Source organism: Streptomyces sp. NPDC104761, assembly GCF_055583445.1.
The window spans coordinates 1,397,838-1,418,048 of sequence record NZ_JBVJNZ010000001.1; the positions used below are offsets into that span (position 1 = coordinate 1,397,838).

Below are 20,211 nucleotides of genomic sequence, written 5' to 3' on the forward strand. Positions count from 1 at the left end.
GCTAGGAGGGGGCGTGTGAACCCCCCCCGGCCCCCCCGTTTTGTGTGCCCCCCCCCCCTGAGAAAAAGAGGGGGGTGTTGGGTCCCCCCCCCCCCCCCCCACCCCGCCCCCCCCCCCCCCCCCCCCCCCCCCCCCCCAGCCCCCGCCGTCAGGCCGAGGCGTTGCCAGCCACCTTCGCAGCCGTCTGAAGACCAACGTGCTGCCGTCGCCGTTCGGAACGGCGACCATCGACGCCCGACCGAACGGCAGACTGGATCACCACCATCCTCCATGCCCCGTGACCTGCAAAAGGAGGAGGTGACACACCCTCCGAGACGCCGAGCACGTTTCTCGGCGTGCGGGAGCCCTGTTGATTGCACAGCGCCCCCTCACGCCGGCTCCGTCCCCTGATCGGCAGCCGCTCCGCGAACGCTCCGTCGACCGTTGCTCAGGCGCCAAGTTCGGTGATGCCGAGGGCGAAGTCCATGTTCCCCACACCGTGGTTGGCGAGGCCCACCGTGACCACACCCGCTCCTTCCAGCCAGTGCGCCATTGTCAGGCCGCCGACGTCCAGCGGGCGCATTCCGAGGCTTTTGACGAACGCCTCCACACTGGCCTTGGCCTGCGCGTTGTCGCCGGCGATGAAGACGTCGGGCCGGCCCTTCTCCAGGACATGGCGGAAGACGGTGTTGAACGCCTTCACCACGCCGGCGCCGGCCGGGGCCGCTTTGGCGACCTCCTGCGCGATCGAGGTCTCCTCGCGGTGGGCCAGCCCGTCGAACGTGGAATTGAAGGGGTTGCTGATGTCGACGATGACCTTGCCCGCGAGAGCGTCTCCGTACCGGGTGACGGCCGGGACGACACCGTCGTACAGCAGGGCCACGATGACGATGTCCCCGGCCGGCGCGGTGCCCCACTCTCCCGTCGTGGTGCCGCCGCCGAGAGTCTTGGCCAGGTCGGCGGCCTTGGACCGGTCGCGGCCCATGACCTCGACGGTGTTGCCGCCGGCTATCGCCCGCGCGCCGATGGTGCGGGCCATGTTCCCGGTGCCGATGATGCTGATGCTGCTCATGAGATGTCCTGCCCCTATCGCGTGCTGTCCGGTTCAGAGGGCGGTGGTGCCGCCGTCGGCGACGAGTTCCATGCCGTTGACGTAGCTGGAGTCGTCGGAGGCGAGGAAGAGGGCGACGGTGGCGATCTCGTCGGGGCGGCCCATCTCGCCGCGGGGGATGAGGGACTCGAACTGGCGCTTGGTGGCCTCGTCGAAGAGTTCGTCCTGCTTGGCGGTGGCGACCTGGCCAGGGGTCAGCACGTTGACGCGGATGCGGCGGTCCTTGAGCTCGTTGAGCCAGACGCGGGCCCAGGCCTGCTGAACGGCCTTGCTGCCGGCGTAGACGCTCCAGCCCGGGAAGGAGCTGAGGGAGGCGCTGGAGCCGGTCATGAAGATGGAGCCGCCGTCGTTGAAGAGCGGGAGGGCCTTCTGGACGGTGAACAGGGTGCCGCGGGCGTTGAGGCCGAACCACCTGTCGAACTGGGCCTCGGTGATCTCGCCCAGCGGGGCGGGCTCGCCGCCGCCCGCACTGGCCCACAGCACGTCGATGCTGCCCTTCTCCCGCTTGACGGTGTCGTACAGGCGGTCCAGGTCGTCCAGGTCGGCGGCGTCGCCCCGGACGCCGGTGACGTTGCGGCCGATCTGCTTCACCGCCTCGTCCAGGGCCTCCTGGCGGCGACCGGTGATGAAGACGTGCGCTCCCTCGTCGACGAACAGCTTGGCGCCAGCCAGCGCCATGCCGTTGGTGGCGCCGGTGATGACCGCGACCTTGCCGTCGAGCTTTCCCATAGTCGTTCGTTCCCTTGGGTCGGTGGTGCCGTGCATGCCTGGAGCGACGGTGTTATGTACACCGCCCTGTGTGCTTACCGTAGGGGGCCGGTGGCCGGGACGCAAACTATGTACACCGGTCGTTACCCTGCTGCGGTACGCTGGGCCCATGACGGAGTTGGAGAAGGGCCCCACGGGCCGGCGCCGCGGCCGGGGCGCCCGCGAGCGCATCCTCGGCGCGTCCCAGCAGCTGTTCCGCGAGCAGGGCATCAACCGCACCGGCATGGACCAGCTCTGCGCCGCGGCCGAGGTGTCCAAGCGCACGGCCTACCAGCACTTCACCGGCAAGGATGAACTCGTCGCCGAGTACCTGCGCCGGTTCGACCCCTCCGTTCTGTCCGACGTGTTCGACCGCACCGACCTCACGCCCCGCGAACGGCTCCTCGCCGCCTTCGACATCGCCCCCGGCACCCCCCTGTGCCCCTACATCGCCGCGGCCGTCGAACTCCACGACCCCCAGCACCCCGCATCCCAGTACGCGCGCGACTACAAGAAGGCCGTCGCCGCGAGGCTCGCCGACGCGGCTCGCGAAGCCGGGGCTGCCGACCCGGAACAGCTCGGCGAGCAACTGGCGCTGCTCCTCGACGGCGCAGCGGCCCGCACCCGCGTCCTCGACGCCGACGCCTTCCCCACCGCCGTCGCCATCGCCGCCGTCCTCATCGACAACGCCCTCCCCGCCACATCCGGCGACGACCGGCGACGGGAGCAAGTGTCAACGTGACCGGGCACTCCGCGGCCGGGCCGGACGCGCAGCCGGTCGCGCGACCGCACCCGCTGGTACGCGACACCAGCAGTCCGCACCCGGCCCTGCCGGATTGCACGAGGCTGGCCGTCCACCTGTTGAGGGCTGCGGCGGAATCCGCGGGGCCCACGAGCCCACCGCCTCGGGAAAGCGGTTCGGGAGGCTCCGCGCAGGTAGCTGTTCGTCCGTTGTGGCGCAACGGCAGGGAGACAGCGTCTGGCGCGGCACCATCCGAGCACCAGCGCGCGTCGCCATGGCAGTTGGGGCAATAGGTCCCGTACCGTACCTGGGCACCGCGTCCTGATGCGGCGCTCGGACACCGACCGCGGCGTGGAGATCGTCGCCCCGCTAGCGTGCCGCCGTGCCTTCGGAGATCCCCCGCCTTGTCGACGACCTTGTCTCGCAGATGAGGTCTGGTTCGGACAATGGCTACAGGCAGGCGTTGTCGCGGTTGGCGGAGACTGCGCGTGCGGGAGGTCCCGCGAGTTTGACCGTCGCGGTCGAGGCCCTCGCGCCGTGGCTGCGGGGTTTGGCCGGCGATTTCGCCAAGACGGCCGTCCTGGCGGGGGCGTGCGTCGAGTGGGGCGGTTCCCCGATGGCGCTGGCCGACGTGTTGCCGCAGCGCGCCGCGGAGGCAATGATGCTCAACGGTCTGGTCCCGGGGTGCTGGGCCGAAGCGGCTCCCGGGCGTCCGTTGCCGGAGCAGGTGAGTGGCAGTGCACCGGAGATGGTGCAGGCTCTTGCCGCCCTGGCCAGGGCGGAAGGGCGCCCTGATACAGGGGACATGACGCGGATCGCCATGTCCTGGTTCGACATGGAGGACTGGCTCCAGGCGCTGATCGCTGTCTGGGGGCACCGTCCCTTCCGGGCAGCGGTGCCCACAGAGGTGAAAGCCGAACTGCGGGAGAACGCCGCGGCGGTCGCCGACCGGTCGCAGCGCGCCGCCTGGGTGAGAGACCTGGCTGCCGTCCTTGACGACGAGCCTCTGCTCGTCCTCCACCCCCCTGCGCGTAGGGGGTATCTCCTCACGGTGAGCGGTGTCAGGGACAACTTCCAGCTGCACATCCTGCTTGCGGACCGGCTTGTCGGTGACTCCCGCCAAGGCATGGTGCCGGGGGAACGCCCCGACCGCTCGTGGGTCGCGGCAGCGACGGACGCCGACCCGTACCTGGGCCCCGGCAATCCGGCGATCCGGCGTTTCCGCCTTTTCGACGGCCACGGCGCCTACGTTCACCCGGAAGGCGTGCCCGCTGACATCAAACCCCTCGACGGCACGCGCGTGCTGGTGCTGCACCCACCGAACGGAGACTATGGCATGGGCATCGGCCGGGTCTTCCAGAACATGATCCCCGCCCTCAGCCTTGATCGGATTCTGGGAACGGAAGAGACGGAGCGCTGGCTCACCCGCATCGCTCCCGCCGTTGAGAACGACTTCATGGCTTCCAACGCGGACACGGTCGACGGGAGCCGCCTGCCGTGAACGGTCAGCCGGGCACTACGGCGGCCAAATGATCTGCCCACTCTGCACCGCAGACGAGATCGCTGTCCTCCTGCGCACCTGGAAGCCCCTCAATGCTGGATGGCTGCGCCGTCGACGGCTCACACTCCGCGCTCGCCCCGGCTCCCAGCACCAGGTGATCGTCAACCGGCACGGCATCCCGCTGACCGTCACGCTCTCGACGGCCAGGTCCTCCTGACCCACCACCACGAGCAGCAGGCGCCGCTCGACACCGATCCATTCCGGTTACCAAGGGCGCCCCGAACTCGGGACACTCGGCCCGGTCGGCACCGCGGGGCACTGGAGGGAGCCGGTGCTAGAGGAAAGGCGTCCCGGCGTCGAGACCTGACAGCACTCGGCCGTACAACTCCAGGTTGGCGGCGGGATTGACGAACGAATGCAGGTTCAGGGCGTTCAGGTCCCGCACGATCCGCTGGATCGGCACCTCCCGGTGCAGGGACGAGGCACCCGAGGCGGATCCGACCAGGTCCGCGGCCTCCTTGCACAACCGCGCCAGATACCCGCACTGCGCCCTGATCCGGGACCGCTCCTGGAGCGTGTAGGGCGCTGCGTCGGCCACCCGGGATTCGATCAGCCCCACGAAGTCGGCGGCGAGCAGTTCCGCGGAGGAGACCTTCATCGCGGCCTCGGCGAACTGGAGATGCGTCACCGGGGCCTCGTGCTGGCGCTCGTAGAAGGTGTACGTGATCCCGCGCTGGTGAATGCGCTCGCCGAACTCCGTCAGAGCGGACCGCGCCAGACCGAGGGCGTTCGCGGCCGTCCAGGCGCAGAACAACAACAGCACCGGCATGTGGTAGAAGGGGTCGGCACTGTTGCGCTCCGACGGAAACGCGCCCGCCAGCAACGGCCCGACCGGCAGTACGCGATGGGAGGGTACGTGAACCTCCTGCGCGACGACGGTGTTGCTGCCGCTGCCGGCCAGGCCCGAGACGTTCCAGTCGTCCAGGACCTTGAGATCGGTCATGGGGATCGCCAGCCACAGCATCTCCGGCGGCCCCTGTCCGTTGTCCGCGGACGCGGTCAGCAGGTGCCAGTCGGCGTCCTGACAGCCGGTCGCGAAGGGAGAGTTCCCGCTCACCAGATAACCGCCGTCCACCGCAACGGCCTTCGAGCCCGGGATGAGCGTGCCACCCACCCGTACATCGGGATGGGTGAAGATCTCGTCCTGTGCCTTGTCGGGGAACAGGGCCGCGATGAACGCGCAGCCGGCCTGGATCAACGCCATGAACCCGGCCGACCCGCAGGCGGCGGAGACCTCGCTCAGCGCGTCGACCTGCGTCCGCAGCGAGCTCTGGTAACCCCCATGGCGGCGGGGAACGTTCATCCGGTGGATCCCGGCTCCCGCGAGGGCCTCGACGGCCTCCTCGGCGACTCGCCCTTGCTGCTCCGCACGCAGGGCGTGAGAGCGGAGCAGGGGTCGGAGCGCGCGTACGCGTTCGACGAGATCGGTGTCCGAGCGAGGTGCTGACGAACCGGCCAAGTGACGACCTCCGTTCTCGGGACCCCACGGGAACCCTCACCGTCGCGCCGATCCCGCCCACTGTCAACGCACCATCAAGGCAACGAAGTTGATCCGCCCTGCTCTCGAGTGACGCCTTTCGGCCTCCCGACCGGTCAAGGGCGCAGCAAGGTGCCGGCGACCTCCTCCAGGAGGGCTACGGCGAGAAGTTCGCCGTTCACGGGTCCGAAGCGTTCCAGGGCCCGCCGGTGAAGGTGGAGCACGGTGTCGGCGATCGCGTGCGGCGTGCCGAGGTCGCGGGCCTCACCCGTGATGACCTCAAGTTGCTCGTGGATGCGGTCGAGTCCGTAGGAAGGGAGGTAGTTCCCGGCGAACAGGGCCGGCAGGTCCCTGCGGATGAAGTCGCTCCCGGCGGCGCTGTCCGCCAGTGTGTCGCGCAGGACACCGAGGTCGATGCCCGCTCGGCGGCCCAGCAGAAGTGCCTCGGCGGTCGCCGCGGCCTGCCCGAACCAGAGCAGGTTGATGAGGAGCTTCGTCGTGTAACCGGTTCCCGGGCCGCCCATGTGACTGATCCGGTCCGAAGTCGTCACGGCCTCCAACAGGGGCCTGTACCGGTCGAGGACTTCGGGAGAACCGCCCACGAACAGCCTGAGACGCCCCTGTTCGGCATCGTCCGGGCTGCCACCGACGGGTGCTTCGAGGACATCGACGCCATGGGCACGCGCTCGTTCCCGCAACACCTCCGCCACCGCCGGGGCGTTGCTCGTCATGTCTATCCATACCGCCCCGGAAGCCAGGACGGAGAACACGCCGTCCTGAAGTGCCGCCTCGGCCTCCTCGGGCCCGGGCACGACGGTCACCAGTACGTCCGCACCGGCCGCGGCCGCCGTGACGGACGACGCCCAGTCGGCGCCCAACGAGCGCACCGCTTCTTCCCGCTCGGGACGCAGATCGAAGGCCGTGACCGCGTGCCCCGCCGTGACGAAGCGTCCGCACAGAGGCGTCCCCATACGGCCGACGCCGACCAGAGCTACACGCGAGGGCACAGAATCACCGCCATGTCAGTCGTTGCGTCGGTCGTTTCGCTCCGGCTCACCCGCAAGGCCGACGGCTTTCCGGCCCGCTGGAGGTATGCGGGATCACCCAGAGGATCACTGGGAGCATCGTAGGTCTGCTCCGGTGCCCCGCGTCGAGCCGTGGGCGCTGCCGGCTGCCTGAGGTGGCCTGTTGCCGGCGAACGCCTCCGGCGCGTTCCTCTGTCGGGCTGCGCCGATGCGGTCGACGCCGATGCGGTCGAAGCCGGCGGACCGCGCTTCGTCACGGTGTGGCCACGAGACGGCACGCGGCGGGCCGGGACGCGGCCCCCGGGGGGTAACGTGCCGCAGTGACCACACAATCGAACAGCCCTGACCCGAAGGTCAGCCGTCAGGTGCAGCAGCAGGCCGGGATCGCCCCGAGCGGTCCCGGCGGGGGCACCCTCTTCACCGAACCGGTTCTGGTCGTGAACCAGAAGGCCAAACTCATAGAGCTGACCAACGAGTACAAGGTCATGGACCAGCACGGCAACCAGCTCGGGTCCGTGGCCGAGGTCGGGCAGAGCGCGCTGCGCAAGGTCGTACGCTTCATCAGCGACTGGGACCAGTACTTCACCCACAAGCTGGAGATCCGGGACGTCCAGGGGCAGCCGGTGCTGCGACTGACCCGTCCCGCGAAGATATTCAAGTCCCGGGTGATCGTCACCCGTCCGGACGGAGAACCGGTGGGCGAGCTGGTCCAGCAGAACGTCTTCGGGAAGATCAACTTCGCCATCAACGCCGGTGGGACCCAGATCGGCGCCATCAAGGGGGAGAACTGGCGCGCCTGGAACTTCGCCGTCGTCGACCAGGCAGGCACCGAGGTGGCCCGGATCACCAAGACCTGGGAAGGCCTGGCCAAGACCATGTTCACCACGGCGGACAACTACGTCCTCCAGATCCACCAGCAACTCCCCGAGCCGTTGCGGAGCCTGGTCGTGGCCACCGCGCTGACGGTCGACACGGCTCTGAAGCAGGACGCCCGCGGACTGGGCTGAGGACGAGCCGCGCTGAGCGGCGCAAGGTGCACGCGTCGGGGCGGCGGAGCCTGCCCCGACCGGATCCACACGGCATCACCTTGCTCTGGTCCAAAGGGGCGTTGACAAGGAGACGGGTCGCGTGAGTCCGCCCGATTGCGCCACCTCGTCCGGCCACAACCGCCGTTCGGGCCGCGGTCCCGCGCGCCGCCCGTCACCCGCTGCCGTGTGCGTCGTCCGTTCCGGGAACACCGACACCGACCTCCAGGCGTCGTCCGATGCGCGGCCACGGCCATGGCCCGACGCGTCGTCCGAGCCGCCGTGCCTCCGGTAGCCGGGCGTGCTGTCGCCCGGGCCGGTCCCGGCTCGGTCCCGCCTGGTCCTGCCTGGACGCGGCACAAGCTGGTTGCGACGGCTTGATATCGTCACGGTGTCGGACTGCCCAGCACCGTCGCGGTCCGCGGAACCATGGCATTCCCAGCCGGTGACACGGGCTTTCGACCCGTCAGCCCGGCCCCAGTCGCCAGGACCACGCGCGTCCGAGGCGGGGCATGCTCTCCCGTCCAGAAACAGGCCGTCATGCGCACGTACCCGGCAGACTCCAGCCGCGCCGCCGTCCCCCGCGCCGTCGCTGTCGCCGTCGTCCTGGCCGCAGCCTCCCTCACCGCAGGCTGCTCCAGCACCACTACCGACACGGGCACCACCTCCGAAACGGGCACCACCACTGCAACGGGCAGCGCCTCGAAAGCCCCGCGGACGAAAGTCTCCACACCGCCCGTCCATGCCGGCGTCGACTACCAGCTCGGCGGCGCCTACACCCCGCCGAAGGGCGTCTCCGTGGTCTCCCGCGACCACACGGCGGCGCCCGCCGCGGGCCTGTACAACATCTGCTACGTCAACGCGTTCCAGGCCCAGCCCGACGCGGAGCATGAGTGGGACGCCGACCTCCTGCTACGGGACGCCTCCGGGAAGGTCGTCATGGACGAGGACTGGGGCGAGGCGATGCTCGACGTCAGAACCCCGGCCAAGCGCACGCGGATCGCGAAGAAGGTGGACGACTGGATCGACGAGTGCGCCGACAAGGGATTCGACGCCGTCGAGCCGGACAACTACGACAGCTACACCCGCGCCCCGCACGGACTGCTGACCGCGGCCGACGCCGAGGCGTTCCAGACCCTCCTCGCCCGCCACGCGCACTCCCGGCACCTTGCCATCGCGCAGAAGAACACCCTCGAACTCGCCAAGGACCGCAAGCGGGTCGGCCTCGACTTCGCGGTGGTGGAGGAGTGCGGGCAGTACGACGAATGCGGGTCCTACGTCGACGCGTTCGGCGACCACGTCATCGTGGTCGAATACACCGAGAAGGGCCTGAGGAAGGCCTGCGCGGGCTGGGGCGACCGGATCAGCGTCGTCCGGCGTGACCTGGACGTCACACCGGCCGGTCACGACGGCTACCTGCGCGAGACCTGCGACCGTCACTGAGCACGGCCCGTCAGCTGTCGACGATGTCCCGCGACGGCATCTCCCGCGCGCCCGGAACTGTACGACGACGTCAGCGGGGTCACCCGCCGGTTCACCTGGTCGGCGGCTGGATGTAGTCCTCAAGGCGGGCCACGGTGAAGCCCTGCTCATGGATGCGCCGGAGCAGGTTGGCGAACATGTGCGTCATCGTGGTGCCCTTGAGCTCCGACGGGCCGCGGAAGTGGGCCAGGATGATGTCTCCGGGATGCAGCTTCCTGTCTGCTGACTGGTACTGCATGGTGCGGATCTGCATGGACTCCCGCCACCACACGATCGCGCGGGGGCCGCAGTCCCCGACCGCGATCTTGGTGTTGGTGTTGTACGCGCCGTAGGGCGGCCGGAAGAGCAGCGGCGCGGTGCCGTACTCCTTGGTGAGGATCTTCTGGTCGCCGCACACCTCTTCCTTCTGGCGGGCCAGCGGGAGGGCGCTCATCACGGGGTGGTGCAGGGTGTGGTTCTGGATGTGGTTGCCCAGTGCCTGCAGCGGCCTGAAGTATGCGTAGTCCGATTTGACGGCGTCGTTCATCAGGAACATCGTGATCGGGACCCTCAGGTCCCGCAGCATCCGGATGAAAGCGGGGTCCTTCTCCTGCCCGTCGTCCACCGTGATGAAGACGACCTTCTGCGTGGTCGGTATGCGGGTGAAGACCGGAACGGTTCCGGTCGCCGAGAGCCGAACCGGCTTGTCGGCCGGCGGCCGCGGGGCAGCGGGCAGCGGAGTCAGGCCCCACTTGCGCCAGGCCGCCGCGGAGTCGGGCATGGCGGGCGTGGTGCTGACGGTGTCGGCCGGTACGGCAGACCGGGAGGCGCGGGCGGCATCACCGCTACCGCCACCGGTGCCGCAACCGCCTACCGCCAGGCCCACTGCGACCGCCCCTGTCACTGACCGGTACAGCCTGCCCCGGTTCCTGCGCTTTTTCACCGTGCCCGTCCTTCAGCTGACGTCGATCTTGACCAGCCGAAAGGTAAGCCGGCAACACTAGAAAAAGATCAACAGTCAGGTGTGAGTGCACCGGGTCGTGCCCGTTTTGCACATGAAGAGCGCGCTCTCCCGACAGCACGAGTCGACTGCGCGTCGTCGCGTGCCCGAGTACGGCGAGGAGGCCGGCGGCGTCTGGGAGGCTTCGCTGTCCCCGCCCGTGCCGCGTTGGGGCCTGCACGCCTGCCAGGGTCGTCCTCGGCGAAGCGCCCGGCCGCAGCCGCGAGCCAAGGGCCTGGTCCATCCGGTCGCTGCCCGAAACCGCGGCGAGTTCGACGCCGTGGGCCACTTGTCAGATGGCAAGGCGACGGGTTCGAGCTCACTCACGGCCGTCAGCCTGTCGCACACGCCCGCTGGCAGCGGACGCCGGAACAAAGTCAACCGCTACCCGCGCGGTCGGGCTCGGTCCGGTGAGGTGAGGGGAAGTGAGGTGAGTGGAGTGGAGAGAACACCTGCCTACGCGGGCTTGTGACATGACGGCCAAAGCGCCCCCGTGACCGTAGGGAAGCGCGGTCGTGATCTCGACTTGGCAGGGTGGCCGCATGGACTATTTGCAGCGCGACCCTCGCCTTCGAGTAAGTCAGGGGCGGGAAACGAACCGTGTCGTTCGTGTCTGCAAGGCTGCCTTCGGCCTCCTGCTCACGCTGGTCACCATGACGTCCGTCCTCGCGGGGTGCTCCTCGAGCGACGGCGCCGAGGTGAAGCTGGCCGTTCCTTCGCTCTTCTACGTTTCCCGCGATCCGCAACAGCCCGTGTCGGATCTGCGGGTCGAAGAGAAGGTCGGCGCGGGGACGGCCAGACTACGGGTGACCTTCGACGCCCGTGATCTGCAGGGCATCGTCACGGTCAAGCGGGCACTCGACAACTGTGTCGTCCACCTGCCCGTCTATCACTGCGACACGCAGGCAGGCCCGACAGGTTCAGGCGGTATCCAGGCCTTCCACCTGAGTCCCGCGAAAGGGGCGAAGGCGGGCGACTCCGCAGTGCTGCGCTACCGCGTGACCGCGCCCGGCTTGGAGCCCGTCAGTGGTCACTCCCTCATCGTGATCGGCAGACCGAAGCTGCGCGTCGTACTGCACCGGGATTCGGGTCCGGTGAAACCCGGCGGGAGCTTGGCGGTCCGACTGACGCTGCGTAACGTCGGTGACGTGCCGGCCCGTGGTGTGGCGCTGCGCATGGAGGCACACGACGGCATCACCCTGAGCGACCGGCACCGCAACTGTCGCTACAAAGGCGATACTTCGGCGTGGTGCCGGCTCCTCGCGGACGACATTGTCATTCCGCCCGGCCGGTCGTACGGCCTGGATGCGCGCGAACATCTGCGGGCCACGAAGGATGCCACGTACCCGACCGTCAACTTCAGCGCTGATGCTGTCGGTACCGACTATGTGCCCCCGGACGCGATCGCGTCGACCTACCGGCCGGGTGACGGGCCTCCGCTGCGTTTCGTTCCGGCCTCCCGTGCCGAGGCCGGTGCGACGAGTACGGGCAGCGACGATCCGCAGGTGCTCCGCGTGACCGTCGCCAACAAGAGTGAACTGGCTGCGGTCGCCGGCACGGTGCGCGGTCCTCTCGGTAGCCTCGCCACGGTGCGGATCGGTGCGCGGAACGACGGGCCCGGTGCGCTCACGGCGGCGGTCAAGGTCCTCTTCACGGTTCCGGAGGGCACCACTGTCGTGGCGTCGCCGTACAGTTTCGAACGTGACGAGGAAGTGATCGAACAGGACTGCCGAGCGTTCGCCGCTGACGGGACACCCCTTGCCGAAGCCTCCGCCAAACAGCCGAGTGCCAGACTTTACGTCTGCACAGCGCGCATCGACGCGGTGGGGGCCTCAACGACGTTTCCGTTCACCCTGCGCATCGACAAGGACAGTGCCGGGGAGAGCGGCCGGGTCACGGTCTTGGACAGCGACCCGGGACATCCGAGCAACGACACCGAGCCGGCTGACGATACGACGGACGTCGTTGTGTCCGTGTGGCCGGGGCCGGCCTGGGCCACCCCAGGTTTCTACATCGAGGTTGCCGTCGGCGCTCCGTTGCTCACTCTCGCTGTGGCCCTGTACGTGTGGCGTCGAAGGCGTTCCGCCGCCACGACGAGATGACCTCTGAGGGTTGCGCCGTAACTGCTGGTCACGGTGCGGAAACTGCGTGGCTGATGAGTTCGCAGTGCCGGTATCGTCCGCTGTCCCTACCTGCCGCACCAGCGGACTACCTTCAGAGAGCGATGCAGATGACCAGCCGGCAAGCAACGACGACCCTGTGGCGCCCCACCGGCCCCAAGGAGCTGGATCTGGTTCGGGAGCTGAACTGGCGTGCCTGGCCGCCCCGGCTGCCCGAGCAGCCGATCTTCTACCCGGTCCTCAACGAGGACTACGCGGTCAGGATCGCGCGAGACTGGAACGTAAAGCACGATGGTGCCGGCTTCGTCACTCGTTTTGAGGTCGAATCGGAGTTCCTGAGCCGGTATCCCATCCAGCAGGCCGGTGGGCAGACGATCCTCGAGCTCTGGGTTCCGGCCGAGGAACTGGACGACTTCAACGCCCACATCGTCGGCGAGATCCAGGTGGTCCACGGGTTCCGTTGAGGCGAGAAGGCCTGCCGGCGGAGCACGCTGCGGTGCGATGATCCCGGCGCGGCTGGTGTGATCACGGTGTCGGAGCCGTCTTGGACAGCCCCGTTCACCGGGCTGAGCTCGCGCGCCTTCGGGGCGCACAAACCTGGCGATACGCCAACTTCCCCCACTGTTCGGGGCGTCCAAGTCGGCGACGGAAAGTCGGCGACGGACCCGATCATTGACCACCTCGTGCCGCTGCTCGCGCTCCAGCCCTGCAAGCGGTCCGCCAAGGAGCCCGTGCTCATCGTGGACGGCACGCTGCCGCCTCAAGGCGACGGGGTCCACCACGCCATGCTCGGCATCGCCCTTGCCGGACACGCAAGCAGACCGCCCCCGCGACCGCCCCATTCCCGGCGACCCAAAGATCATTTACGTTCAGCCCTTACTGACCATTTCAGAATGACGTGCTTGGTCCGACGTTTGTGTGGTGTGAGGATGCGTTCTCGACGGAGTGGTAGAGGACGGGGGCGGGGCGTGACGCAGTGGCAGCTTCTGCGGGGTGACATCTTGCTCGGTGAGCTGAGTGAGTACGGCTGTGACCAGCCGTTCTTCTTGGCGCGCTTTTCGCCGGGGCCGGGATGGGAGAACGTGAGGCCCTTGTTCGAGGCTTTGGCGGCTCTCAGCGGTCCGGATCCTGATGGGTCTCGGACTGCCGCAGTGGTGAAGCCATTGCTCGACTTGGACCTCACGGTGGTTCCGGTCAGCGGCGGGCGGCCCTTGCTGCGGGTGTTCAAGGACTGCTGGCTGCGCATCGACGGGTCCGAGGCTCGCCTTCGTTACTGACTCGGAGAGCGGTGACTCTTCTGCAAGCCAGTTCCAGCAAGCCCTGGTGGAGGTGTGCGCGAGCTCGTAACGGATGCGGAGCCGTTTGAACTGGTGCAGCCAGGCACTGGCACGCTCGACCACCCAGCGGACCTTGCCCAGGCTGCTTCCGTGGACGACGCCGCGTCGGGTGACCACCGGCTTGATGCCGCCTTGCCGCTGCAGGCGGCGGTACTTGGCGCAGTCGTCCGCAAAGGTTAAATAACAAGCTGAGTGCCTCTTCCTGAGCCAGTCATGAAAAGGTTTCAGTCTCTGACGACTTGGTGCGCCGTCTACTCGACGAACAGCACCCCGTTGCCTCGCCATCCGATGGGAAGGACGCCTCGAACTCCACGACGCTTTCGTCTCTTTGGCATGCAGCCTCATCTGCGGCGATGCCTGAACAAGGCCCCCCGTGATCCTGTTGCGAGTTCCAAGAGCCCGAAGGCCGAAGCGGCTCAGGCCAGTTTCTTCCCCCGCGGTGGGACGATTTCGTCGCCCGGGGCGGCTCAGCCACCGGAAGCCCCAGGGTCTCTGCAGATCCATGGGCGACGGAGCCGTTCCCCCCTATCGCGGCCCCGACTGCTCGGCCGGTCGATGCGGCAGCGCCTTGGCATTCCTGGCGGCGGCTGCCGCGACGGTTGCCAGGTCTTCGCCCGAGAAGCCGGCGCGGCACCCAGGAGCGACCGGGCCGAACTCACCCTCTCAGGCGACGGCGAGTATGTGCCTTACCCCGCCGCCTGAGCCCGAGCGCGTTCGGTGCGGTGTGTGCACACCGCGCACGTTCCTTGGAAGGAGGTCCGGTTGCTGTTGGCCGTACGGCCTACGATGCCGCGGTGTTTCGGTACTTCCGGCGGTGCGCAAGTAGGGGGTGGTCCTGGAGGAGGGCTTTGGTTGTGCCGAAGCCCGGGGTGAGCCGCCCCGTTCAGGAGCGTCCCACCCCGGCTATCGGTCGTTCCCTACTTTCTCTTGAGGGTGAAGTCCTTGGTGACGGCGGACTTCTTCTTGATCTTCACCGTCGCGACGGTCGGCTGGAAGCCGTCCTTGGCGACGATGACGGTGAGCGGGTTGTTGCGGACGTCGAGCCACAGGGCGTACCCGCCGTGGGTGTCCGTCGTCAGCGTGTAGCTCGTGGCCCAGGTGTCGATCTGGACGGTGGCCCCGGCGATCGGCGCGGTGCCGCCGTTCGCGGTGACCCCCAGCACGGTGCCGGTGATCTTGCCCCAGGTCTTGGGCGGGGCGACGTGCATCTCCACGGGGAGAGCGGGCACGGAGTACGGGGTGTCGGAGCTGACGGACAACCGGGCGGTGAAGGCTCCCGGCTGGGTCACCTCGGCCACGGAGGCGTCCAGGGTGATCGTCACCTTCGAGCTCTTGCCGGGCTGGAGGGTGAGCTGCTGTTCGCTCTCGCTGAGCCAGCTGACGTCGGCCGTTCCTCCCTGGTCGTAGCCCGGCAGCACCTCCACCGTCGTTGCGGGGGTCGCGAGCGCGACGCCGCCACCGACCTTGAAGAAGCCGAGCGCGCCTCCGCCGCGGTAGGTGGCGGTGTCGGTGTTGGGGAGGGCGGTCCAGGTGCCGGCCTCCGGGTCGAAGGCGAAGGCCTGGTTGGTGATGCTGTTCTGGGTGACGCCGCTGGCGGTGACGAGCAGGCCGTTGGCGGAGGTGTAGGCGGCGCCCCAGAGGGTGATCGGCAGGTCGGCGACCTGTGACCACGCGTTGGTGGCGGGGTCGTAGACGTAGGAGTGCTTGTCCTCGCTGTTGCCGTTCAGACCGCCGGCGCAGTAGAGCTTGCCGCTGATGCCGGCGCAGGAACTCCAGGAGATCGACTCCGGGTAGTCGGCCACCGTGGACCAGGTGTCGGCGGTCGGGTCGTAGACGGTGACGTCCGTGCTGCCGCAGGATTCCGCCCCGCAGCCGCCGACCACGTAGAGCTTGCCGTCGAGCACGGCGTTGCCGGAGCCGGCGTAGGGCTTGGGCGAGGCGGCGCCGGTGGTCCAGGTGTCGCTTGCCGGGTCGTAGATCTCCAGCTTGGAGTCGGGGTCGCCGCTGGCTCCCCAGCCGCCGACGGCGTAGAACTTGCCGTCGATGAAGCCGTGGGCGGGATCCTCCCGGGTGTCCGCCGCGCCGGCCAGCTTGGTCCAGGTACCGGCGACCGGGTCGAGGACGTACATGTCCTTGGTGTCGGCGCTGCCGTTGAAACCGAAGGCGGAGTAGACCTTCCCGTCGTTGGTGGCGACAGCGTTGTCCATCAGCTTGACCGGCAGGTCGGGGGCCGCCTGCCAGGCGTCACCGGCGGCTCCGGGAGCCACCTTGGCGGTGGTGCCCGCGGCGGTCGCGGCGGCCTTGCTCGACAGCGGGGAATAGGTGCCCTTGACCAGTTTCAGCGGGGCGCCGCCCGCGGACTCGATGCTGAACCCGCCCGGCTGTTCCCCCAGTTTGACGGTGGCGGCCGCCGTGCCGGTGTTCTTGACGGTCAGGGTCTGGGTGGTCTGCTCGCCCCAGCCGACCGACGCGGTGAGCGAGGTCTTGTCCAGCGTCAGCTGCCCGGCACCGAGTGCGAAGTCCGCGCCGACCGCACTGTCGGCCGCCACCTTCACCGTCTTGTCGAGGCCGGTGTAGTGCGGCTTCGCCGCGGTGAAGCCGTGGCTGCCGAGGGAGGAGAACAGGGCGTAGACACCGTCGCCCAGAGCGGGGTCGTCGGGAGTGGCGAGGGTGACGGTGCTCTGCTTGTCGTCGTCCTTGTTCGTCACGGTGGCGCCGACCAGGCCCGTGGCGGTGTTGGCATCCGTCACGGTACCGGTGAGCAGACCGCCGGGCAGGGGCGTGACGTGACGCTCGCCGACGAAAACGTTGTCGACCTTCCACCACCAGCCGAACGAGCCGGTGAAGTGGAAGCGCAGCTGGACCGATGCCTTGCCGGCGTAGTCGGTCAGCGGGAGCTCGACCTTCTGCGCGCCGAAGGTGGTCTGCGTGGCGGACCAGAGACTGGTCCAGGTGGCACCGCCGTCGGTGGTCACGTCGACGCCCGCGCTCTGGCCCCCGATGGCCTGGTAGTCGTTGGCGAAGGCGATCTCGGGTGCCGAGTTGCCGGTGAAGTCGTATACCGGGCTGAGCAGTTGCGTGTCCTGATGCGCGCCGTTGCCGTAGTGGTCGCTGTCGACGACGGCGAACCCGCCGTCGCCGCCGGTGGTGTTGCCGCGTGAGCCCGGGTCGTCGAAGGCCCAGCCGCCGGTCGTCCCGTCGGCGTTGACCACGCTCCAGCCCTTCGGGGCGGAGTCGGTCGAGTCGAACGTCTCGGTGGTGCCTTCATCGTGCACCGAGTATCCGGTGGGCACGGCGGCCGCCCACGGGTCGGCCGGGACCGCGACGTTCAGGCTCTGGTCGGAGTCCGTGACGGTGATCTTCTTGGTGGGCGACGTGTAGCCGGGATAGGCGCTGGTCACGTGCAGGGTGTAGTCGTGGCCCTGGGGCAGCTTCAGGTCGAAGGCGCCGGTGAGCGGGTCGGTCCACACCGGGCCGCCGGGGACGCCGTCCGCGGTGATCTTGGCGTAGAGCGGCCAGCCGTGGCCGGAGCCGTCGGTGACCTTGCCGGAGACCGTCCGGCTCGGGACCGGGGTCAGGGCGAAGTTCTTGGTGAGGGTGTCGCCGTCGCCGAGGGACACGCCGGAGGCGGTGCCGGTGGCGTAACCGTAGGCTTCGACGGTGATGTCGTAGCTGCCGACCGGCAGGACGAGCGAGTAGGTCCCGTCGGCAGCGGTGTGCGCGGTGCCGCCGCCCTGGGTGGTGACGGTGGCTCCGGCGACCGGCTTGCCGGTGCTGTCGTCGGTGACGGTGCCGGTGAGCTTCCCGTGCGGGCCGCTGCGGAACGCGGCCAGCCCGTCGGGGGTGCCCAGGCCGGTCGGGCCGTCGTAGCCGGCACCGGCGGTGCACAGGTACGCGGGGGTGCAGGTGCCGTTGTCGCCTGTGGTCACGTCATTGAGGCCGGTACCGGCGGCGTACGGGTAGGAGTTGGGGTACGTACCCGCGACGGGGGTCCCGGCGGCCGCGTACACGGCGGCGATGATCGGTGAGGCGGCGCTGGTGCCGCCGTACACCTGCCAGCCGCCACCGCCGTAGGTCTGGTAGACCGCGACGCCGGTGGCCGGGTCGGCCACGGCGGAGACGTCGGCGACGGTGCGCTTGTCGCATCCGGTGTCCGTCTGGAAGGCCGGCTTGGGCTCGTAGAGGGAGCAGCCGGATCCCGGGCCCAGGCCGTTGCGGTTCCAGACCGACTCGGACCAGCCGCGTGCGGTGCCGGAGTCCCGGACCAGTGAGGTGCCGCCGACGGAGGTCACGTAGGGGGAGACGGCTGGGTAGGCCACCCCGTAGTCGCTGTCGCCCGAGGAGGCGACCACGGCGACACCGGGGTGGTTGTAATGGGCGTCGTACGTCGTCTCGTCCGGGGTCTCGCCGCTGCCCGGGGTGCTGCTGTAGTTGGTGCCGTAGGAGTTGGAGACGTACTTGGCACCGAGCGCGACCGCCTGGTCGACGGCCGCCCCGAGGTCCTCGAAGCTCGGCTGGTCCGCCTCGACGAGCAGGATGTGCGCGTTCGGCGCGGCCGCGGAGACCATGTCCAGGTCGAGTGAGATCTCGCCGGCCCAGCCGGAGTCGGGCGCGGGGTAGGCGGTGCCGCCGCGCTGGTCGACCTTGGTGAAGCAGCCGTTCGCCGTGGTGCAGGCGGGCAGCCCGTACTGCTCGCGGTAGACAGCCAGGTCGGCCTCGGCGCTGGGGTCGTCATAGGCGTCGACGATGGCGATCGTCTGGCCTGCACCGCCGTCGGCGGGAAGACTGTAGGCGCTCTGCAGGTCTCCGGCGCCGTAGCCGCTGGGGCTGACGGAGGCGGCCAGCAGGCCCTTGACGGCCTTGGTGTCGGTGCGGCGCAGGGCGAAACAGGCGGCCTGGCCCTTCTTTGGCGTGGAACAGGAGGGCTCGAGGGCGACCTCCTTCTTGGCCGAGGACGCCGGGGCAACGGAGGGGGGCGCCGCGTGGGCCGGGATCTGCATGCCCAGGACCGTCATTGCGGCGGCACTCAGGACCGTCAGGCAGGCGGCGGCTCTTCGGCGTAAAGCTGAACCGGTTCTCGGTGAGACGCGCAAAACGTTACTCCTCATGTTGCATGGCACGGGTCGACTCGTATGCGGTTCCGGGTCGACGGCGGATACGGGTAGCCGCATTCGCCACCATCAATTGGCGTACCCTGAAGGGCAATTGACAATAAGCGCCGTGTTACATGTACATGTCGTTGGGTCGAAAGCGCAAAAGAGGACTGTGATCCGGGCCTGAAATAAATTCCCATGCCAACGGACCCCGCCGCTAAATAAAAGAAGCGTGGGGCCTGTTTCTGCACGGTCATGATTTTCAGTCGGCTGCGGGCGGCCGGGGATCAGGGCGCACACTCTGCGACGGCCACGGGAGTTGTCGGTCCGGACATGTGGTCAGAGCGGAGATCACCGCACCGGTGACCTGCGATCATCCTCATCTCGGCGGCCTCGCCTGACAAGATCCGCCGCCTGCGGGCCCGCGCAGTTGCACACTTGCGTAGCATCGGCGTGAACCTCGTTCCGATCTTCCGAGGAGTCGCTGGTGGACGTGTCCTCCCTAGATGCGTTGTGGCCAGGCACCGGCCTGGGCGGCCTCGCCCGGCAGGCACTGGAGTACCTGGTCGGCCATCCGGACGCGGACGAGGAAGCGGTCGCGACAGGGATCGGCGTGCCGGCCCCGGCGGCCCGGACCGCCCTGCGGTCCCTGGAGGCCGAACTCCTGGCCGTGCGAGTCAGTGAACGGCCCCCGCGCTGGAGTGCCAGCCCGCCCCGCTCCTCGCTGGGAGCCCTTCTCGCCCGTAAACGACAGGAGTTGGCCAGGGCAGAGCTGTACGCGGAACAACTCCACGAGGTCTATCGCATGGCCCCGGGCCGGCAGATCGCCTCGGACCTTTTCGAGGTGGTCGAGAGCGATGAACAGGTCGGCGCCCGCTATGCACACCTTCTGAGGAGCAGTCGGCAGGAGGTCCTGCATTTCGCGAAGCCGCCGTATGTGACCTCGCGGATCGCCCCCACCGACGCTTCCACCTCCGCGGGCGCCGCGGTCCGTCCCGGCGTCCGGCTCCGGTCCGTGTACGACAGCGACGGAATCGGGGACGACGGATGCCTGGAGGCGGCTCTCCGGGGCGCCGCGGAAGGGGAGTTGAGGCTCCTGTCCGGACTGCCCATGAAACTGGTCATCTTCGACTCCGTCGCGGCGATCATGCCGTTACGGAAAGACGATCCGGCCGCGGGCTCGCTCGTGGTGCACTCCTCGACGCTGCTGGACGTGCTGACCGCCCTCTTCGAGAGCGTATGGGAGCGTGCGGTGCCCCTGTCGCTGGAAAGCCGGCCCGTCTCGCCCGCCGCGAGCGCCGAAAGACAGGACGGCGCTCTCGACAGCCGGACGCGGGACATCCTGCGCCTGATGTCCGCGGGGATGAAGGACGACGCCATCGCCCGCGCCCTGCGGCTCAGCCGCCGGACCGTTCAGACACACATCAGCGATCTGGGCAGACAGCTGGGCGCACGGACCCGCTTCCAGATCGCCCTGCTGGCCCACGAACGCGGCTGGCTCGGAAACCCGAAGGCCTAGTACGGCAGTCGGAC

Annotated in this window: 15 protein-coding genes and 2 pseudogenes; 10 read left to right on the plus strand and 7 right to left on the minus strand. The window is 68.9% G+C overall.

Features of this window, described 5'->3' with window-relative positions; translation table 11 throughout:
* Nucleotides 1-427: 427 nt before the first annotated feature.
* A complete protein-coding gene (locus ACZ63F_RS06220; RefSeq protein ID WP_469709154.1) occupies nt 428-1,051 on the minus strand; it encodes an NADPH-dependent F420 reductase in 624 nt (207 codons plus the stop codon).
* A 33-nt stretch (nt 1,052-1,084) separates the two neighbouring features.
* Nucleotides 1,085-1,819: an SDR family NAD(P)-dependent oxidoreductase gene (locus tag ACZ63F_RS06225; RefSeq protein ID WP_469709155.1), complete on the minus strand. Its 735-nt coding sequence runs from the start codon at nt 1,817-1,819 to the stop codon at nt 1,085-1,087.
* 148 nt (nt 1,820-1,967) lie between these two features.
* Here ACZ63F_RS06225 and ACZ63F_RS06230 point away from each other — a divergent pair, with 148 nt between their 5' ends.
* The 3 genes from ACZ63F_RS06230 to ACZ63F_RS06240 all read left to right on the plus strand — a co-directional run bounded on the left by ACZ63F_RS06230 (nt 1,968) and on the right by ACZ63F_RS06240 (nt 4,297).
* Nucleotides 1,968-2,579 (plus strand): TetR/AcrR family transcriptional regulator, encoded by a 612-nt coding sequence (locus tag ACZ63F_RS06230; RefSeq protein ID WP_469709156.1) that lies wholly within the window; start codon nt 1,968-1,970, stop codon nt 2,577-2,579.
* A 382-nt stretch (nt 2,580-2,961) separates the two neighbouring features.
* Nucleotides 2,962-4,080 (plus strand): hypothetical protein, encoded by a 1,119-nt coding sequence (locus ACZ63F_RS06235; RefSeq protein ID WP_469709158.1) that lies wholly within the window; start codon nt 2,962-2,964, stop codon nt 4,078-4,080.
* A 28-nt stretch (nt 4,081-4,108) separates the two neighbouring features.
* The gene (locus tag ACZ63F_RS06240) at nt 4,109-4,297 is read left to right on the plus strand and encodes a hypothetical protein (RefSeq protein ID WP_469709160.1); all 189 of its coding nucleotides are present in this window, start codon (nt 4,109-4,111) and stop codon (nt 4,295-4,297) included.
* Between the two features lie 117 nt (nt 4,298-4,414).
* On the opposite strand, the gene ACZ63F_RS06245 is transcribed toward ACZ63F_RS06240, so the two are convergent.
* A complete protein-coding gene (locus ACZ63F_RS06245; protein ID WP_469709162.1) occupies nt 4,415-5,599 on the minus strand; it encodes an acyl-CoA dehydrogenase family protein in 1,185 nt (394 codons plus the stop codon).
* 134 nt (nt 5,600-5,733) lie between these two features.
* The gene (locus ACZ63F_RS06250) at nt 5,734-6,624 is read right to left on the minus strand and encodes an NAD(P)-dependent oxidoreductase (protein WP_469709165.1); all 891 of its coding nucleotides are present in this window, start codon (nt 6,622-6,624) and stop codon (nt 5,734-5,736) included.
* Nucleotides 6,625-6,962: 338 nt separating this feature from the next.
* Between ACZ63F_RS06250 and ACZ63F_RS06255 the strand changes: the two genes are divergently transcribed.
* Complete coding sequence (locus tag ACZ63F_RS06255; protein ID WP_469709166.1) at nt 6,963-7,649, plus strand: LURP-one-related/scramblase family protein; 687 nt, start codon at nt 6,963-6,965, stop codon at nt 7,647-7,649.
* Nucleotides 7,650-8,207: 558 nt separating this feature from the next.
* Nucleotides 8,208-9,110 carry an endo alpha-1,4 polygalactosaminidase gene (locus tag ACZ63F_RS06260; RefSeq protein ID WP_469709168.1) on the plus strand — a complete coding sequence of 301 codons (903 nt, stop codon included), beginning with the start codon at nt 8,208-8,210 and terminating at the stop codon, nt 9,108-9,110.
* A 91-nt stretch (nt 9,111-9,201) separates the two neighbouring features.
* On the opposite strand, the gene ACZ63F_RS06265 is transcribed toward ACZ63F_RS06260, so the two are convergent.
* A complete protein-coding gene (locus ACZ63F_RS06265; protein ID WP_469709169.1) occupies nt 9,202-9,909 on the minus strand; it encodes a polysaccharide deacetylase family protein in 708 nt (235 codons plus the stop codon).
* Nucleotides 9,910-10,670: 761 nt separating this feature from the next.
* Between ACZ63F_RS06265 and ACZ63F_RS06270 the strand changes: the two genes are divergently transcribed.
* From ACZ63F_RS06270 to ACZ63F_RS06285, 4 genes and pseudogenes are all read left to right on the plus strand, one after another.
* Nucleotides 10,671-12,230 carry a COG1361 family protein gene (locus ACZ63F_RS06270; RefSeq protein ID WP_469709171.1) on the plus strand — a complete coding sequence of 520 codons (1,560 nt, stop codon included), beginning with the start codon at nt 10,671-10,673 and terminating at the stop codon, nt 12,228-12,230.
* 122 nt (nt 12,231-12,352) lie between these two features.
* The gene (locus ACZ63F_RS06275; protein ID WP_469709172.1) at nt 12,353-12,712 is read left to right on the plus strand and encodes a hypothetical protein; all 360 of its coding nucleotides are present in this window, start codon (nt 12,353-12,355) and stop codon (nt 12,710-12,712) included.
* A 124-nt stretch (nt 12,713-12,836) separates the two neighbouring features.
* Nucleotides 12,837-13,018 (plus strand): annotated as a pseudogene (locus ACZ63F_RS06280) (IS5/IS1182 family transposase); the annotation flags it as partial.
* Between the two features lie 198 nt (nt 13,019-13,216).
* Nucleotides 13,217-13,525 carry a hypothetical protein gene (locus ACZ63F_RS06285; RefSeq protein ID WP_469709174.1) on the plus strand — a complete coding sequence of 103 codons (309 nt, stop codon included), beginning with the start codon at nt 13,217-13,219 and terminating at the stop codon, nt 13,523-13,525.
* On the opposite strand, the pseudogene ACZ63F_RS06290 reads toward ACZ63F_RS06285, so the two are convergent.
* Both ACZ63F_RS06290 and ACZ63F_RS06295 read right to left on the minus strand, forming a co-directional pair.
* Nucleotides 13,473-13,738 (minus strand): annotated as a pseudogene (locus ACZ63F_RS06290) (transposase); the annotation flags it as partial. The gene ACZ63F_RS06285 and the pseudogene ACZ63F_RS06290 overlap by 53 nt on opposite strands.
* Nucleotides 13,739-14,502: 764 nt before the next feature.
* A complete protein-coding gene (locus tag ACZ63F_RS06295; RefSeq protein ID WP_469709176.1) occupies nt 14,503-18,600 on the minus strand; it encodes a carboxypeptidase regulatory-like domain-containing protein in 4,098 nt (1,365 codons plus the stop codon).
* Between the two features lie 565 nt (nt 18,601-19,165).
* Between ACZ63F_RS06295 and ACZ63F_RS06300 the strand changes: the two genes are divergently transcribed.
* Entirely contained in the window at nt 19,166-20,197 is a 1,032-nt protein-coding gene (locus tag ACZ63F_RS06300; RefSeq protein WP_469709178.1) for a helix-turn-helix transcriptional regulator, read from the plus strand.
* Nucleotides 20,198-20,211 lie beyond the last annotated feature (14 nt).